The following is a 15,615-nucleotide window of genomic DNA, read 5'->3' on the forward strand; positions in this document are numbered from 1 at the left end:
CCGTCTCCCGCTCCGTCAGCCCGTCGGCGTCCGGCCCGGGGTGCCGCCGGGGGCATCGGTCGGCTCGCCCGGTCCGGACGCCGACGGGCTGACGGAGCGGGAGACGGAGGTACTCGTGCTGGTTGCGGACGGATTGTCCAACCCGGAGATCGCCGGGCGGCTGCGGATCTCCACGGCCACGGTGAAGACCCACATCAACAACCTCTTCGCCAAGACCGGGGTACGCGACCGGGCCCAGGCCGTGCGGTACGCATATCAGCACGGTCTGGTCAGGGCACCTGGGAGAAGAGTCACCTGATGGGGTGAAGTGAGGGAGGAGAAGAGTCCGGGATCTTCCCGCTCTGTCCATCCTTGGGCACGCGGCCGAAACGGTTCGCTGACAAGGAGAGTTGGCCGGTGGAGCAGGTGGACAAGCAGGAGGGGCGCGACGCTTCGGCGATGGCGGTCGACGACCCCTGGTACGACGCGACGGCTTCCGGTTGGGGCGAGGAGGCGGCGACCGGGGCGCCCGGAGGCGGCCGCCCCGACGCGGTGCCGCGGCAGCGGGTCCACAGCGCGGCGGAGATCTATCTGGAAGTCCAGCGGAGCCCCGCCTTCCAGGAAGTGCGCCGTCGCTACCGACGGTTCGTCTTCCCGGCCACCCTGGCGTTCCTCCTCTGGTACCTCGCCTATGTGGTGGCGGCGACCGCCGCGCCCGGGCTCATGGCCCGGCCGGTGGCCGGAGCGGTGAACGTGGCGATGGTGGCGGGGCTCGGACAGTTCCTCACCACCTTCCTGCTGACCTGGGCGTACGCGCGCCACGCGCGGCTGCGCAGGGACCGGGCGGCGCTGGAACTGCGCTGGGACACGCAGGAGATGACCCGAGGGGTGGTGCAGCCGTGACCGGAGACCACCAGACCCTGGCGCTCGTGCTGTTCAGCGTGTTCGTCGCCGTGACCCTCGCGATCACCACCTGGGTGAGCCGGCACCGCCACGGTTCGGCGGAGGAGTTCTACGCCGGAGGGCGGCTGTTCTCACCCCTGGAGAACGGCTTCGCCATCGCCGGGGACTACATGTCCGCGGCCTCGTTTCTCGGCATCTCCGGGCTGATCGCGCTCTACGGCTACGACGGCATGCTGTACTCCGTCGGCTTCCTCGTCGCCTGGCTGGTCGTGCTCCTGCTGGTCGCCGAACTGGTCCGCAACTGCGGGCGGTTCACGCTGGCCGACGTCGTCGCCGCGCGGATGGCGGAGCGGCCCGTGCGGATCGCCGCCGGAACGTCCTCGGTGGCCGTCTCCGTGCTGTACCTCGTGGCCCAGATGGTGGGTGCCGGGAGCCTGGTGGCGCTGCTGCTCGGCGGTTCCAGCGAGGCGGCGCGCTCGTGGACGGTGATCGGAGTGGGCGCGCTGATGGTGATCTACGTGTCGCTCGGCGGCATGCGGGCCACCACCTGGATCCAGATCGTCAAGGCGGTCCTGCTCATGGCGGGCACGATCACGCTCACCGTCCTCGTCCTGCTCCGGTTCCACGGCGATGTGAACAGCCTGCTCTCCACCGCGGCCGAACGCAGCGGGCACGGTCTGGACTTCCTCGCGCCCGGGCTGCGTTACGGCGGGGACTGGACGGCCCGCCTCGACTTCATCAGCCTCGGCCTCGCCCTCGTTCTGGGCACCGCCGGACTGCCGCACATCCTCTCGCGCTTCTACACCGTGCCGACCGCCCGCGCCGCCCGCCGCTCGGTCGTCTGGTCCATCGGGCTCATCGGCAGCTTCTACCTGATGACCATCGTGCTCGGCTTCGGTGCGGCCGCGCTGATCGGACCCGACCAGGTCCGCGCCTCCAACGCGTCCGGGAACACCGCCGTACCGCTGCTCGCCCTCGACCTCGGCGGCGGTGCGGGCTCCACCGGCGGCACGGTGCTCTTCGCGATCGTCGCCGCCGTCGCCTTCGCGACCATCCTCGCCGTCGTCGCGGGGATCACGCTGGCCTCCTCGGCCTCCGTCGCCCACGACCTGTACACCTCACTGCGCCGTCGGCACACGAAGCAGTACAGCGAGGTGACCGTCGCCCGGGTCGCCGCCGCGGGCATCGGCGCGGCCGCCATCGGCCTCGGACTGCTCGCCCGCGACCTCAACGTGGCCTTCCTCGTCGGCCTGGCCTTCGCGGTCGCGGCCTCCGCCAACCTGCCGGTGCTGCTCTACTCGCTGTTCTGGCGGAAGTTCACCACCCGGGGCGCGGTCTGGTCGGTGTACGGCGGTCTGATCCCCGCGGTGCTGCTCGTCCTGGCCTCCCCGGTCGTCTCCGGCAGCCCGGAATCGCTGTTCCCGGGCGTCGACTTCCACCTCTTCCCGCTGCAGAACCCGGGAGTGGTCTCCATCCCGCTCGGCTTCCTCGCCGGGTGGATCGGTACGGTCACCTCGCCCGAGCCGCCCGACGAGGCCCGGCACGCGGAGACCGAGGTACGGGCCCTGACGGGCGCCGGAGCCGTCTGACTGCCGGCCTTCCGTGAGGGGCGTCAGCCGGTGGACGGTGAGCTCGCCCAGGCGTACCGGTGCTCGGGGCGGCCCGTCTCGCCGTACCGGAGGGAGAGGCGTACCCGGCCGGTGCGTTCCAGGAGCTTGAGGTAGCGCTGCGCGGTCTGGCGGCTGACGCCGGCCCGCTCCGCGATCTCCTGCGCGGACAGCGGCCCGCCGGCCGCGAGCAGTACCTGCCGGACCAGCTCGGCCGTGGTGGGGGAGTGGCCCTTGGGCAGGTCGGGGGTGACGGCGCCCGCCGACAGGACCCCGAAGATCCGGTCCACCTCGGCCTGCTCCGCCTCGCCGCCGCTCTCCAACGTGCGGCGGAGCGTCGCGTACGCCTCCAGCTTGGCGCGGAGCCCGGCGAAGTTGAACGGCTTGACCAGGTACTGGAGCGCGCCGTGCCGCATCGCCGACTGCACGGTGGCCACGTCACGGGCCGCCGTCACCATGATCACGTCGCACTGGTGGCCGCGCGCGCGGAGCTCTCGTACCGCCGCGAGCCCGTTCTCGTCGGGCAGGTAGTGGTCCAGGAGGATCAGGTCCACCGGCTGTCCGTCCAGGGCGGCGAGCGCCTCGGCGGTCGAGTGGGCGGTGGCGACGACCCGGAAGCCGGGCACCTTGGCGACATAGGCGGCGTTGATCCGCGCGACGAGCGCGTCGTCGTCGACCACGAGTACGTCGATCACCGCGCCTCCTCGACGAGCTGTGCTGCCTCTTCCGGATCGGTCAGGGCGTCCGGGAGGACGACCGTGAACACGGCGCCGCCCTCGGGACCGCCGGTGACCCCGGCGGTGCCGCCCCGGCGCTCGGCGAGCCGGCGCACCAGGGCGAGACCGAGCCCGCGCTTCCCGTGGGACGGCAGCGCCTTCGTCGTCCAGCCCTCGGTGAAGATCAGCTCGCGGCGCTCCTCCGGGACGCCCGGGCCGCTGTCCGAGACCCGCAGCACCACCGTACGGCCCTCGGTGCGGAAGGAGACCTCGATGCGGGCGCCGGGGGTGCCGGCGACGGCGTCCAGCGCGTTGTCGACCAGGTTGCCGACGACGGTGACCAGCTCGCGCGGGTCGACGAGCCGGTCCGGCAGCAGGGAGTCGGGCGCGAGCCGCAGCGAGACGCCGCGCTCGGCGGCGACGGTCGCCTTCCCGACCAGGAGCGCGGCGAGGAGCGGGTCGTGGACCTTCTCCGTGACCTGCTCGGCGGTGGCCCGGTGCACGCCGACGACCTCCGTGACGAACTCGACCGCCTCCTCGTGCATCTCCAGTTCCAGGAGCCCGAGGAGGGTGTGCAGCCGGTTGGCGTGCTCGTGGTCCTGGGCGCGGAGAGCGTCGATCAGGCCCCGGGTGGAGTCGAGCTCGCGGCCGAGGCGCTCCAGTTCGGTGCGGTCGCGGAGGGTCGCCACGGCGCCGCCGTCGTGCGTGGGCATCCGGTTGGCGATCAGCACCCGGTGCCCCTGGACGGTGAGCAGGTCCTCGCCGGTGACCCGGCCCGCCAGGACGTCGGCGGTACGGCCCCCGCCGAGGACCTCGTCGAGCGGCCGGCCCGCCGCTTCGGGGCCGAGGCCGAGGAGCCGCTGCGCCTCGTCGTTCATGAGCCGTACGGAGCCGTTCCGGTCGAGGGCCACGACGCCCTCCCGGATGCCGTGGAGCATGGCCTCGCGTTCGGCGAGCAGCGCCGAGATGTCGGAGAAGGCCAGGTCGTGGGTCTGCCGCTGGAGCCGCCGAGAGATCAGGTACGCGGCGAGCGCCCCGGCCGCGAGCGCACCGCCCGCGTAGGCGAGGAGGCCCGGGATGGCGGCGACGAGCCGGTCGCGGACGCTGTCGTACTCGATGCCGACGGAGACCGCGCCGACGATCCGCCCGTCGGCGTCCCGCAGCGGAGCCTTGCCGCGCGCCGAGCGCCCCAGGGTGCCGCTGTCGATCTCCATCACCTCGTGCCCGGCGAGGACGGCGCTCGGGTCCGTGGAGACGACCCGGCCGATCTGGGCGGGGTCGGTGTGCGACCAGCGCACCCCGTGCGTGTCCATGACCACCACGTACTCGGCGCCCGTGGAGGTCCTGATCCGTTCGGCCTCCGCCTGCACCGGGCCCCGCGCGGACGGCCGGCTGCCGGTGAGGTCGGCGGCGAGCCGGGGCGAGGCGGTGGTCCCGGCGATGGCCAGGGCCCGCCGCATGGCCTGGTCGTCGAGCTGGGCGCTCAGCGGGGCGAGGAAGAGGCCGGTGGCGAGGACGGTCACACCGGTCGCGATGGCCAGCTGCATCAGCAGGACCTGCGAGAACACCCGCCGAGGCCACCCGAACCGGCGACGGCGCGCGCGGGGGCGCGGGGGGCTGGTCTGTGCGGGGCTCATGCCCGAAAAGGTAAACGGCGGCGAGCCGTGACCGGAAACGGTGACGGGACGGGCGCCTATTCTGGGGGTTTCCCACGCCGGGTTTCCCACACGGGTTTCCCACGCCGGGTTTCCCATGCCCGTGGGACCCGAGGAACCGGAGGCACGTCCCTTGACCACGCAGCAGATCCCCGTCGTCGTCCTGGCCGGGTTTCTCGGGGCCGGGAAGACCACGCTCCTCAACCACCTGCTGCGCAGTGCCCGGGGCACCCGCATCGGAGTCATGGTCAACGACTTCGGCGACATCGGCATCGACGCGATGACCGTCGCCGGCCAGGTCGGCTCCACCGTCTCCCTCGGCAACGGCTGTCTGTGCTGTGCCGTCGACGCCGGCGAGCTCGACGAGTACCTGGAGGTCCTGACCCGGCCCGAGTCCCGGCTCGACGTGATCGTGATCGAGGCGAGCGGGCTCGCGGAGCCGGAGGAGCTGGTCCGCATGGTGCTCGCCAGCGAGAACGAGCGGGTCGTGTACGGAGGGCTCGTCCAGGTCGTCGACGCGGCCGAGTTCGCGGCCACCCGGCAGCGGCACCCCGGGACCGACCGGCATCTCTCCCTCGCCGACCTGGTCGTCGTCAACAAGGCCGACCGGGTGGCCGAGGACGAGCTGCGGAGCGTACGGGAGACGGTGGCCGGGCTCGCCAGACGCGCCGCCGTCGTCGAGGCCTCCCACGGGCGCGTCGACCCGGAGCTGCTCTTCGACCGGGTCGTGCCGGAGGGCGAGATCGAGGGCCAGATGTCGATCGAGGACATCCTGTACGGCTCCGAGGACGACGGCCACGCCCATCCGCACGCGGCCTACGAGAGCCTCTCCCTGACCGCCTCGACGCCGCTGCACCCGCGCCGGCTGATGGCCTTCCTCGACTCGCGCCCCGAGGGCCTCTACCGGATCAAGGGCTTCGTCGACCTCGGCGCCGCCGACCCGGCCAACCGCTACACCGTGCACGCGGTCGGCCGCTTCCTGCGCTTCTACCCCGAGCCCTGGCCCGCCGGCGAGGAACGCCTCACCCAGCTCGTCCTGATCGGCTCCGGCATCGACGCGGCCGCACTGCGCAAGGAACTCGCCTCCTGCGAGCTGAACGGCCCGCAGGACGCCCCCGACGAACACAGCATGTGGGGCGTCCTGCGGTACGTGCAGCGGACGGAGGAAGAGCCCGAGGAGTCCTAACTCGCCGGGCCCGCCACCACGTCGACCGGCTTCGGGAGCGGGGTGCCCGAGCCGTCGCGGCGCGGGTCCGGGTCGGGCAGGTCCACCGGGGCGCCGGTCTTCTGGGCGGCGCGGGCCGGAGTGGCGCCCGCCCAGGCGAAGGTCAGGACGTCCTCGCCCTTCAGGAAGCGCTGGCAGCGGACGCCGCCGGTCGCGCGGCCCTTGCGCGGGTACTGGTCGAAGGGGGTCAGCTTCGCCGACGTACCCGCCGAGGAGTCCAGGGTGCCCGTGGAGCCCGCGACGGTGAAGACGACGGCGTCCGCCGCCGGGTCCACGGCCGTGAACGAGATCACCTCGGCGCCGGCGGCGAGCTTGATGCCCGCCATGCCGCCCGCCGGGCGGCCCTGGGGCCGCACCTGCGAGGCCTGGTAGCGCAGCAGCTGGGCGTCGGAGGTGATGAAGACCAGGTCCTCCTCGCCCGTCCGCAGCTCCGTCGCGCCGACGATCCGGTCACCGTCCTTGAGGGTGATGACCTCCAGCTCGTCCTTGTTCGCCGGGTAGTCCGGCACCACGCGCTTCACCACGCCCTGCAGCGTGCCGAGGGCGAGGCCGGGGGACGACTCCTCGAGCGTGGTCAGGCAGACCACCGTCTCGTCCGCCTCCAGGGAGATGAACTCCGACAGCGGCGCGCCGCCCGCCAGGTTCGGGGCGCTCGCGGTGTCCGGCAGCTGCGGCAGGTCGATCACCGCGAGCCGCAGCAGCCGGCCGGCCGAGGTCACGACGCCGACGTCACCGCGCTGGGTGGCCGCGACCGTCGAGACGATCACGTCGTGCTTGGCCCGCTTGCCGTCCTCCGCCGGCGGGAGGTGCTCGGTCACCGTACGGGCCAGCAGGCCCGTCGAGGAGAGCAGCACCCGGCACGGGTCGTCCGCGACCTCCAGGGACACGGCCGCGACGGGCGCGCCCGCCGACTCGAGGAGGACCGTCCGCCGGTCCGTGGCGAACTTCTTGGAGACCGCGGCCAGCTCCGCCGAGACCAGCTTGCGCAGCTCCGCGTCGGAGTCGAGGATCCCGGTCAGCTCGTCGATCTCGCCGTTGAGGCGGTCGCGCTCGGTCTCCAGTTCAATGCGGTCGAACTTGGTGAGGCGGCGCAGCGGGGTGTCCAGGATGTACTGCGTCTGGATCTCGCTCAGCGAGAAGCGCTCCATCAGGCGCTCCTTGGCCTGGGCGGAGTTCTCGCTCTCCCGGATGAGCCGGATGACCTCGTCGATGTCGAGCAGGGCGACGAGGAGGCCCTCGACCAGGTGGAGCCGGTCGCGCTTCTTGGTGCGGCGGAACTCGGAGCGGCGCCGGACCACGTCGAAGCGGTGGTCGAGGTAGACCTCCAGGAGCTCCTTGAGGCCGAGGGTGAGCGGCTGCCCGTCGACCAGCGCCACGTTGTTGATGCCGAAGGACTCCTCCATCGGCGTCAGCTTGTAGAGCTGCTCCAGGACCGCCTCGGGCACGAAGCCGTTCTTGATCTCGATGACCAGGCGAAGGCCGTGGCTGCGGTCGGTGAGGTCCTTGACGTCCGCGATGCCCTGGAGCTTCTTGGAGCCGACCAGGTCCTTGATCTTGGAGACGACCTTCTCGGGGCCGACGGTGAAGGGCAGCTCGGTGACGACGATGCCCTTGCGGCGGGCCGTCACGGTCTCCACGGTCGCCGTGGCGCGGATCTTGAAGGAGCCGCGGCCCGACGCGTACGCGTCCTTGATGCCGGAGAGGCCGACGATCCGGCCGCCGGTCGGCAGGTCGGGTCCTGGCACGAAGCGCATCAGCGCCTCGAGGTCGGCGTGGGGGTAGCGGATCAGGTGGCGGGCGGCCGCGATGACCTCGCCCAGGTTGTGCGGGGGCATGTTGGTCGCCATGCCGACCGCGATTCCGGACGCGCCGTTGACCAGCAGGTTCGGGTAGGCGGCGGGGAGCGCGACCGGCTCCTGCTCCTGGCCGTCGTAGTTCGGCGCGAAGTCGACCGTGTCCTCGTCGATGGACTCGGTCATGAGCAGCGCGGCCGGGGCCATCCGCGACTCGGTGTACCGCATGGCGGCCGGCGGGTCGTCGTTGCCCAGGGAGCCGAAGTTGCCGTGGCCGTCGACGAGCGGGAGGCGCATGGAGAAGGGCTGTGCCATGCGGACCATCGCGTCGTAGATCGACGCGTCGCCGTGCGGGTGGAGCTTGCCCATCACCTCGCCGACGACCCGGGCGCACTTGACGAAGCCGCGGTCGGGGCGGAGCCCCATCTCGCCCATCTGGTAGACGATGCGGCGCTGGACGGGCTTCATGCCGTCGCGGGCGTCGGGGAGGGCGCGCGAGTAGATCACCGAGTACGCGTACTCGAGGAAGGAGCCCTGCATCTCGTCGACCACGTCGATGTCGAGGATCCTCTCCTCGTACGCGTCGTCCGGCGGCGGTGTCTTCGTGCTGCGGCGGGCCATCGCGGCTGCGGCTCCTTCACCAACAAGGTTGATCTGACGCGGACCATTGTGGACCGTGCCACCGACAACGCCGACCGCGACCCGGAAGAGGGACATCACGAAGGGTCGGGAACTTCGCCAGGTGTCGGCGCGCTTGCATACAGTGGCAGGACTTTTTCACATCGCGATCGAAGGGACGTACATGCCCATGGGTCACACGGCCACGGCCGAGGCCGGCTCCGGCGGCCTGACAGCGACCGAGCACCGGTTGGCGAACGGCCTGCGCGTGGTGCTCTCGGAGGACCACCTGACCCCGGTCGCCGCGGTCTGCCTCTGGTACGACGTCGGCTCGCGTCACGAGGTCAAGGGCCGCACGGGCCTGGCCCACCTCTTCGAGCACCTGATGTTCCAGGGCTCGAAGCAGGTGCACGGGAACGGCCACTTCGAGCTGGTGCAGGGGGCCGGCGGCTCGCTCAACGGCACGACGAGCTTCGAGCGCACCAACTACTTCGAGACCATGCCCGCGCACCAGCTGGAGCTCGCGCTCTGGCTGGAGGCCGACCGCATGGGCTCGCTGCTCGCCGCCCTGGACGACGAGTCCATGGAGAACCAGCGGGACGTCGTCAAGAACGAGCGCCGCCAGCGCTACGACAACGTGCCGTACGGCACGGCCTTCGAGAAGCTGACCGCCCTCGCCTACCCGGAGGGCCACCCGTACCACCACACGCCGATCGGCTCCATGGCCGACCTGGACGCGGCCACCCTGGAGGACGCGCGGAACTTCTTCCGCACGTACTACGCCCCGAACAACGCCGTGCTGTCCGTCGTCGGCGACATCGACCCGGTGCAGACGCTCGCCTGGGTCGAGAAGTACTTCGGCTCCATCCCCGCCCACGACGGCAAGCCCGAGCCGCGCCCCGGCGACCTGCCCGAGGTCATCGGCGAGCAGCTGCGCGAGGTCGTCGAGGAGGAGGTCCCGGCCCGTGCGCTGATGGCCGCCTACCGGCTGCCGCACGACGGCACGCGTGCGGCGGACGCCGCCGACCTGGCCCTGACGGTGCTGGGCGGTGGGGAGTCCTCCCGCCTGCACAACCGCCTGGTCCGCCGCGACCGTACGGCCGTCGCCGCCGGCTTCGGCCTGCTGCGGCTCGCCGGCGCGCCCTCGCTGGGCTGGCTGGACGTCAAGACCTCCGGCGGCGTCGAGGTCCCGCAGATCGAGGCGGCCGTCGACGAGGAGCTCGCCCGGTTCGCCGCCGAGGGCCCCACGCCCGAGGAGATGGAGCGCGCGCAGGCCCAGCTGGAGCGCGAGTGGCTGGACCGGCTCGGCACGGTCGCGGGCCGCGCGGACGAACTGTGCCGGTTCGCCGTGCTGTTCGGCGACCCGCAGCTCGCCCTGACCGCCGTCGACCGCGTCCTGGACATCACCGCCGAGGAGGTGCGGGAGGTCGCCGCGGCCAAGCTGCGCCCCGACAACCGCGCGGTGCTCGTCTACGAGCCCCTGGCGACCGAGCAGAACGCCGACGGCGATGACCACGAAGAGGGAGCGGACCAGTGACCGACGCCGCCGCGTCTTTGACGAGCATGGACTTCCACCCGCAGCCCCGGCCGGGCACCGCGAAGCCGTGGGCCTTCCCGGCCCCGGACCGGGGAAAGCTGGACAACGGTCTGACCGTGCTCACCAGCCACCGCCCCGGCCAGCAGGTCGTCGCCGTGGAGATCTTCCTGCCGGCCCCGCTGGACGCCGAGCCCGCCGGTCTCGACGGCGTCGCCACCATCATGGCCCGCGCGCTCTCCGAGGGCACCGACCAGCACAGCGCCGAGGAGTTCGCGGCCGAGCTGGAGCGCTGCGGCGCCACGCTCGACGCGCACGCCGACCACCCGGGCGTACGGGTCTCCCTCGAGGTCCCGGTCTCCCGGCTGCCCAAGGCGCTCGGCCTGCTCTCCGAGGCCCTGATCGCCCCGGCGTTCGACGAGTCCGAGATCGAGCGCCTGGTGCGCAACCGTCTCGACGAGATCCCGCACGAGACGGCCAACCCGGCCCGCCGCGCCGCCAAGCAGCTCTCCAAGGAGCTGTTCCCGGCCGAGTCCCGGATGTCCCGGCCGCGCCAGGGCACCGAGGAGACCGTCGCCGCGATCGACGCCGCCGCCGTCCGCGCCTTCTACGAGGCGTACGTCCGGCCCGGCACGGCCACCGCCGTGGTCGTCGGCGACCTGACCGGCGTCGACCTCGACAAGGTGCTCGCCGAGACGCTGGGCGCCTGGACCGGCGAGCCGGCCGAGCCGCTCCCGATGCCGCCGATCACCGCCGACGACACCGGACGGGTCGTCATCGTGGACCGTCCCGGCGCCGTGCAGACGCAGCTGCTCATCGGCCGGATCGGTCCCGACCGGCACGACCGCGTCTGGCCGGCCCAGGTCCTCGGCACGTACTGCCTCGGCGGCACCCTGACCTCGCGCCTGGACCGGGTCCTGCGCGAGGAGAAGGGCTACACGTACGGCGTGCGGGCCTTCGGCCAGGTGCTCCGCTCGGACGCCGAGGGGAACGGCGCCGCGATGCTCGCCATCAGCGGATCCGTCGACACCCCCAACACGGGCCCGGCCCTCGAGGACCTGTGGAAGGTGCTGCGCACCCTCGCCGCCGAGGGCCTTGACGACGCCGAGCGCGAGACGGCCGTGCAGAACCTGGTGGGCGTGGCGCCCCTCAAGTACGAGACGGCCGCCTCCGTCGCCGGGACGCTCGCCGACCAGGTGGAGCAGCACCTCCCGGACGACTTCCAGGCCCAGTTGTACGCGCGCCTGGCCGAGACCGGCACGGTCGAGGCGACGGCCGCCGTGGTCAGCGCCTTCCCGGTGGACCGGCTCGTCACCGTGCTCGTCGGCGACGCGGCGCAGATCGCGGAGCCGGTGCGTGCGCTCGGCATCGGTGAAGTGACCGTCGTGACGGGCTGATTCCGGCCCCGAGGCGACAACAGGAGGGCCCCGACGGCCTAGTTCGTCGGGGTCCTCCTCTTTGTCCGTATTGCGATCAAGGTGATCGTTTGCCCTGTGGCATGTCTTACAAAAGGCGTGTCTGGTTGGTGATTGAAAGACGATCCGCATAGCGTCGGTGCGGCTGTTCGTCAGTTGCACGTGCCGCAGCCGCGGCATCGGACAGTCATCGCCGAGTCCCCGTCAGGCGCGAGCCTGGGGAGCCGGGGACCCACACGCAGTCCCTGGGGTGAATCGGGCGCCTTCGTCTCGTACGGAGGGGCTCGTAGGAGACCTTCCTGCTCCGAACCCGTCAGCTAACCCGGTAGGCGAGAAGGAAGGAAAGGATCAGCCTCTACATGGCGTTCACCCGTGCCACCGGGAAGCATCGTGGTCCGAGCCGGATGGCGCGCCGCAGCGTGGGCATCGCCGGCGTCGCGACGCTCGCCACCACCGGCGTCATCGGAACCCTCGCCTCCCCGGCGCTCGCCGCCGACACGGACAACCGCTCCGCCGAGGACACCGGCCTCACCCAGGTCATCGCCGAGGAATCCCTCGTCGACGGGATCAACGCCCAGGCCGCCGCCCAGGAGCAGGAGGCCGTCGAGGCCATCGCCAAGGCGAAGGCCGCGGCCGAGGCGAAGCGCAAGGCCGAGGCCCGCGCCAAGGAGATCCGGGTGGAGCGCGAGCGCGCCGCCCGCGAGGCCGAGCGCCGCCGCCTGGCCTCCTTCCAGCTCCCCGTCGCCGGCTCGTACGTCTCCACCGGCTACAAGACCGGCGGCTCGCTCTGGTCCTCCGGCAGCCACTCCGGCATCGACTTCCACGCCGCCTACGGCACCCGGGTCGTCTCCGTCGGCTCCGGCACCGTCGTCGAGGCCGGCTGGGGCGGCGCGTACGGCAACAACATCGTCATCCGGATGAACGACGGCACGTACACCCAGTACGGCCACCTCTCCTCCATAGGGGTCTACGTCGGCCAGACCGTCGAGCCGGGCCAGCAGATAGGCATCTCGGGCTCGACCGGCAACTCCACCGGCCCCCACCTCCACTTCGAGGCGCGCACCAGCCCCGAGTACGGCTCGGACATCGACCCGATCGCGTACCTCCGCGCCCGCGGCGTCAACGTCGTCTGACCCCGTCGGGTCCGGCCCCGGACCGCGTCGCAAAAGCCCCGGCTCGTACTGAGCCGGGGCTTTTCGCTGGCCAAAAGATATCCATGGATTCTGCCGGAGCATCGGAAATTCTGGCCTGCTGCAATAGAGTCGAAGATCAGGCGCAGAACAGGCGCCGACGGAATTGACTCGCGCGGACCAAGGCGGAGGTCGGACATGCGCATTCCTGCGCACTCGGTATGCACGGCGATCCGGGACGACATCGTCTCCGGCGTGTACGAGCGGGGCAGCCGGCTGACCGAGGAACAACTCGCCCGCCGGTACGGGGTCTCCCGCGTCCCGGTCCGCGAGGCGCTGCGCACCCTGGAGTCCGAGGGCTTCGTGGTCACCCGCCGCCACGCGGGCGCCCATGTCGCCGAGCCGACCGAGCAGGAGGCGGCCGACCTGCTCGACATGCGGGCGCTGCTCGAACCGCTGGGGGCCGCGCGGGCCGCGCAGCGGCGCACCGAGGCGCACCTCAAAGTGCTGCGCGGCCTGGTCAGGCTGGGACAGGAGCGGGCCAGGCGCGGTCAGGGCGAGGACCTGAGCTCGCTCGGCGGCTGGTTCCACGAGACGCTCGCGCAGGCCTCCGGGAGCCCGGCCCTGACGGCGCTGCTCACCCAGCTGCGGCACAAGATCGCCTGGACGTACGTGGTGGAGCAGCCCGCCCAGCCGGTGGAGGCCTGGGCCGAGCACGGCGCGATCGTGGACGCCGTGGCGCGCGGCGACGCCGAGCGGGCGAGGTCGCTGACCGCGCTGCACGCGGAACGCTCGCTGCCGCTGCACCGGCTCAAAAGGCCGGAGCGAGGCCGTGTGAGGGTTTCGCAACATGCCGTCAACACGACGGGCGCCCGGAATTAACACGCCCACCGTATACAAAGAACAGGCATTCAGCCGCGTTTTTCGTGCTGCCCGGAAATGGGTCCGGTCATGCAAATGGCCGTGGCCGCCGGAATTCCGGCGGCCACGGCCATTTGCATGAAGGGGCCGGGGGTCAGACGGTCTCGGGGAGCTCGTCCAGGCCCTCGGCGACCAGCTTCGCCAGGCGGTCGAGCGCGGCCTCGGCGCCGTCGGCCTCCGAAGCGAGGACGATCTCCTCGCCGCCCTGCGCGCCCAGGCCGAGCACCGCGAGCATGGAAGCGGCGTTCACGGGGGTGCCGTCGGACTTGGCGATCGTCACCGGCACGCCGGAAGCCGTGGCGGCACGGACGAAGATGGACGCGGGGCGGGCGTGCAGGCCCTCGGCCCAGCCGACGTTGACGCGGCGCTCAGCCATGGTGTTGCCCTTCGACTCTCAAGCGGGTTGTCTAGACCAGTCTCTCACGGGTTGCGCGGTGCTCGCGCCGACCTCCGGCCGGGAAAGGACCACCCTTCGACCCGGGCCGGACCGTCCGTCGGCCCTCCCAGCTTGCAACACCTCGCATCCCGCACGGTCACCCCGCGACCGGTGCCGCAGTCGTGTCGCGGTCGTAGGCTGACCCCATGCAGAGCGCGTCGGAGCAGTCGGAAGCGGCGGAACCGCCGGCATCACCGGCGCGGCCGGCAGCGCCGGAGCACGCCTACCCCGACCACTGGGAGGCGGACGTGGTGCTCCGCGACGGCGGCACCGCGCGCATCAGACCCATCACCGCCGACGACGCCGACCGGCTCGTCAGCTTCTACGAGCAGGTCTCGGACGAGTCGAAGTACTACCGCTTCTTCGCCCCCTACCCGCGCCTGTCCGCCAAGGACGTCCACCGCTTCACCCACCACGACTTCGTGGACCGGGTCGGGCTCGCGGCGACCGTCGGCGGCGAGTTCATCGCCACCGTGCGCTACGACCGCATCAACGCCCAGGGGCTGCCCGCCTCCGCCCCGGCCGACGAGGCCGAGGTCGCCTTCCTCGTCCAGGACGCGCACCAGGGGAGGGGCGTCGCCTCCGCCCTCCTCGAACACATCGCGGCGGTCGCGCGCGAGCGGGACATCCGGCGCTTCGCCGCCGAGGTGCTCCCCGCCAACACCAAGATGATCAAGGTCTTCACCGACGCGGGCTACACCCAGAAGCGCAGCTTCGAGGACGGCTCCGTACGGCTCCACCTCGACCTCGAACCGACCGACCGCTCCCTCGCCGTCCAGCGCGCGCGGGAGCAGCGCGCCGAGGCGCGCTCCGTGCAGCGGCTCCTCACCCCCGGCTCCGTCGCCGTCGTCGGCGCCGGACGCGCCCCGGGCGGCGTCGGCCGGACCGTGCTCCGCAACCTCCTCGGGGCCGGCTTCACGGGACGGGTGTACGCGGTGAACGCCGCGCTCACCGGAGAGACCGAGCTCGACGGCGTCCCCGCCCACCCCTCCGTCGGCGCCATCGGCGAACCGGTGGACCTGGCGATCGTCGCCGTCCCCGCCGAACGGGTGCCCGAGGCCGTCGCGGACTGCGGCGAGCACGGGGTGCGCGGTCTCGTCGTCCTCTCCGCCGGATACGCCGAGAGCGGGGCCGCCGGCCGCGAGCGCCAGCGCGAGCTCGTACGGCAGGCCCGCTCGTACGGCATGCGGATCATCGGCCCCAACGCCTTCGGGATCATCAACACCGCCGACGACGTCCGGCTCAACGCCTCCCTCGCGCCGCAGATGCCGGCCGCCGGGCGGATCGGTCTCTTCACCCAGTCCGGCGCCATCGGGATCGCCCTCCTCGCCGGACTGCACCGACGGGGCGCGGGACTCTCCTCCTTCATCTCGGCCGGCAACCGCGCCGACGTCTCCGGCAACGACTTCCTCCAGCACTGGTACGACGACCCCGGCACCGACGTCGTCCTCCTCTACCTGGAGTCGATCGGCAACCCGCGGAAGTTCACCCGGCTCGCCCGCCGCACCGCCGCCGTCAAGCCCGTCGTGGTCGTCAAGGGCGCCCGGCACAGCGGCAGCGCCCCGCCCGGCCACCGGGTGCCGGTCACCCGCATCCCGCACGCCACCGTCTCCGCGCTGCTCCGCCAGGCCGGGGTGATCCGCGTCGACACCGTCACCGAACTCGTCGACGCCGGACTGCTCC

Annotated in this window: 13 protein-coding genes and 1 riboswitch; of the genes, 9 read left to right on the forward strand and 4 right to left on the reverse strand. The window is 72.2% G+C overall.

All coding sequences use genetic code 11. The features are described from left to right. From CCN56_RS18670 to CCN56_RS18680, 3 genes are all read left to right on the forward strand, one after another. Positions 1–298 (forward strand): response regulator transcription factor (locus CCN56_RS18670; protein ID WP_256962033.1); only part of this gene is annotated, 298 nt, incomplete at its 5' end. Between the two features lie 98 nt (positions 299–396). Further along, entirely contained in the window at positions 397–882 is a 486-nt protein-coding gene (locus CCN56_RS18675) for a DUF485 domain-containing protein (RefSeq protein WP_179199899.1), read from the forward strand. Beyond that, entirely contained in the window at positions 879–2,471 is a 1,593-nt protein-coding gene (locus CCN56_RS18680) for a cation acetate symporter (protein WP_086828281.1), read from the forward strand. Before CCN56_RS18675 ends, CCN56_RS18680 begins: the two co-directional genes overlap by 4 nt. A gap of 23 nt (positions 2,472–2,494) precedes the next feature. Here the strand turns inward: CCN56_RS18680 and CCN56_RS18685 are convergent, their stop codons facing one another. Both CCN56_RS18685 and CCN56_RS18690 read right to left on the reverse strand, forming a co-directional pair. Beyond that, positions 2,495–3,184 carry a response regulator gene (locus tag CCN56_RS18685; protein WP_041131628.1) on the reverse strand — a complete coding sequence of 230 codons (690 nt, stop codon included), beginning with the start codon at positions 3,182–3,184 and terminating at the stop codon, positions 2,495–2,497. After that, a complete protein-coding gene (locus CCN56_RS18690) occupies positions 3,181–4,842 on the reverse strand; it encodes a sensor histidine kinase (protein WP_086828283.1) in 1,662 nt (553 codons plus the stop codon). Before CCN56_RS18690 ends, CCN56_RS18685 begins: the two co-directional genes overlap by 4 nt. Positions 4,843–4,957: 115 nt before the next feature. Here CCN56_RS18690 and CCN56_RS18695 point away from each other — a divergent pair, with 115 nt between their 5' ends. After that, positions 4,958–6,046, forward strand: coding sequence for a GTP-binding protein (locus CCN56_RS18695; RefSeq protein ID WP_086828284.1), 1,089 nt, complete (start codon positions 4,958–4,960; stop codon positions 6,044–6,046). Here CCN56_RS18695 and CCN56_RS18700 read toward each other — a convergent pair. Beyond that, complete coding sequence (locus CCN56_RS18700; RefSeq protein WP_086828286.1) at positions 6,043–8,499, reverse strand: DNA topoisomerase (ATP-hydrolyzing) subunit A; 2,457 nt, start codon at positions 8,497–8,499, stop codon at positions 6,043–6,045. The genes CCN56_RS18695 and CCN56_RS18700 overlap by 4 nt on opposite strands. Before the next feature lie 181 nt (positions 8,500–8,680). Between CCN56_RS18700 and CCN56_RS18705 the strand changes: the two genes are divergently transcribed. From CCN56_RS18705 to CCN56_RS18720, 4 genes are all read left to right on the forward strand, one after another. After that, positions 8,681–10,033, forward strand: coding sequence for a pitrilysin family protein (locus CCN56_RS18705; RefSeq protein ID WP_078908527.1), 1,353 nt, complete (start codon positions 8,681–8,683; stop codon positions 10,031–10,033). 26 nt (positions 10,034–10,059) lie between these two features. Beyond that, complete coding sequence (locus CCN56_RS18710) at positions 10,060–11,427, forward strand: M16 family metallopeptidase (protein WP_373412869.1); 1,368 nt, start codon at positions 10,060–10,062, stop codon at positions 11,425–11,427. Positions 11,428–11,626: 199 nt separating this feature from the next. Further along, a riboswitch (cyclic di-AMP (ydaO/yuaA leader) is annotated at positions 11,627–11,792 on the forward strand. Positions 11,793–11,804: 12 nt separating this feature from the next. After that, entirely contained in the window at positions 11,805–12,578 is a 774-nt protein-coding gene (locus CCN56_RS18715; RefSeq protein ID WP_086828289.1) for a M23 family metallopeptidase, read from the forward strand. 195 nt (positions 12,579–12,773) lie between these two features. Further along, positions 12,774–13,457, forward strand: a complete 684-nt coding sequence (locus CCN56_RS18720) for a GntR family transcriptional regulator (protein WP_086828291.1) — start codon at positions 12,774–12,776, stop codon at positions 13,455–13,457. A gap of 133 nt (positions 13,458–13,590) precedes the next feature. Here the strand turns inward: CCN56_RS18720 and CCN56_RS18725 are convergent, their stop codons facing one another. Next, a complete protein-coding gene (locus tag CCN56_RS18725) occupies positions 13,591–13,872 on the reverse strand; it encodes an HPr family phosphocarrier protein (protein WP_015036698.1) in 282 nt (93 codons plus the stop codon). A gap of 206 nt (positions 13,873–14,078) precedes the next feature. Here CCN56_RS18725 and CCN56_RS18730 point away from each other — a divergent pair. Next, a partial coding sequence (locus CCN56_RS18730; RefSeq protein WP_256962034.1) for a GNAT family N-acetyltransferase occupies positions 14,079–15,615 on the forward strand: 1,537 nt, incomplete at its 3' end.

Origin of the sequence: Streptomyces sp. NRRL B-24572, assembly GCF_002156145.1 — a bacterium.
Lineage (GTDB): Bacteria > Actinomycetota > Actinomycetes > Streptomycetales > Streptomycetaceae > Streptomyces > Streptomyces vietnamensis.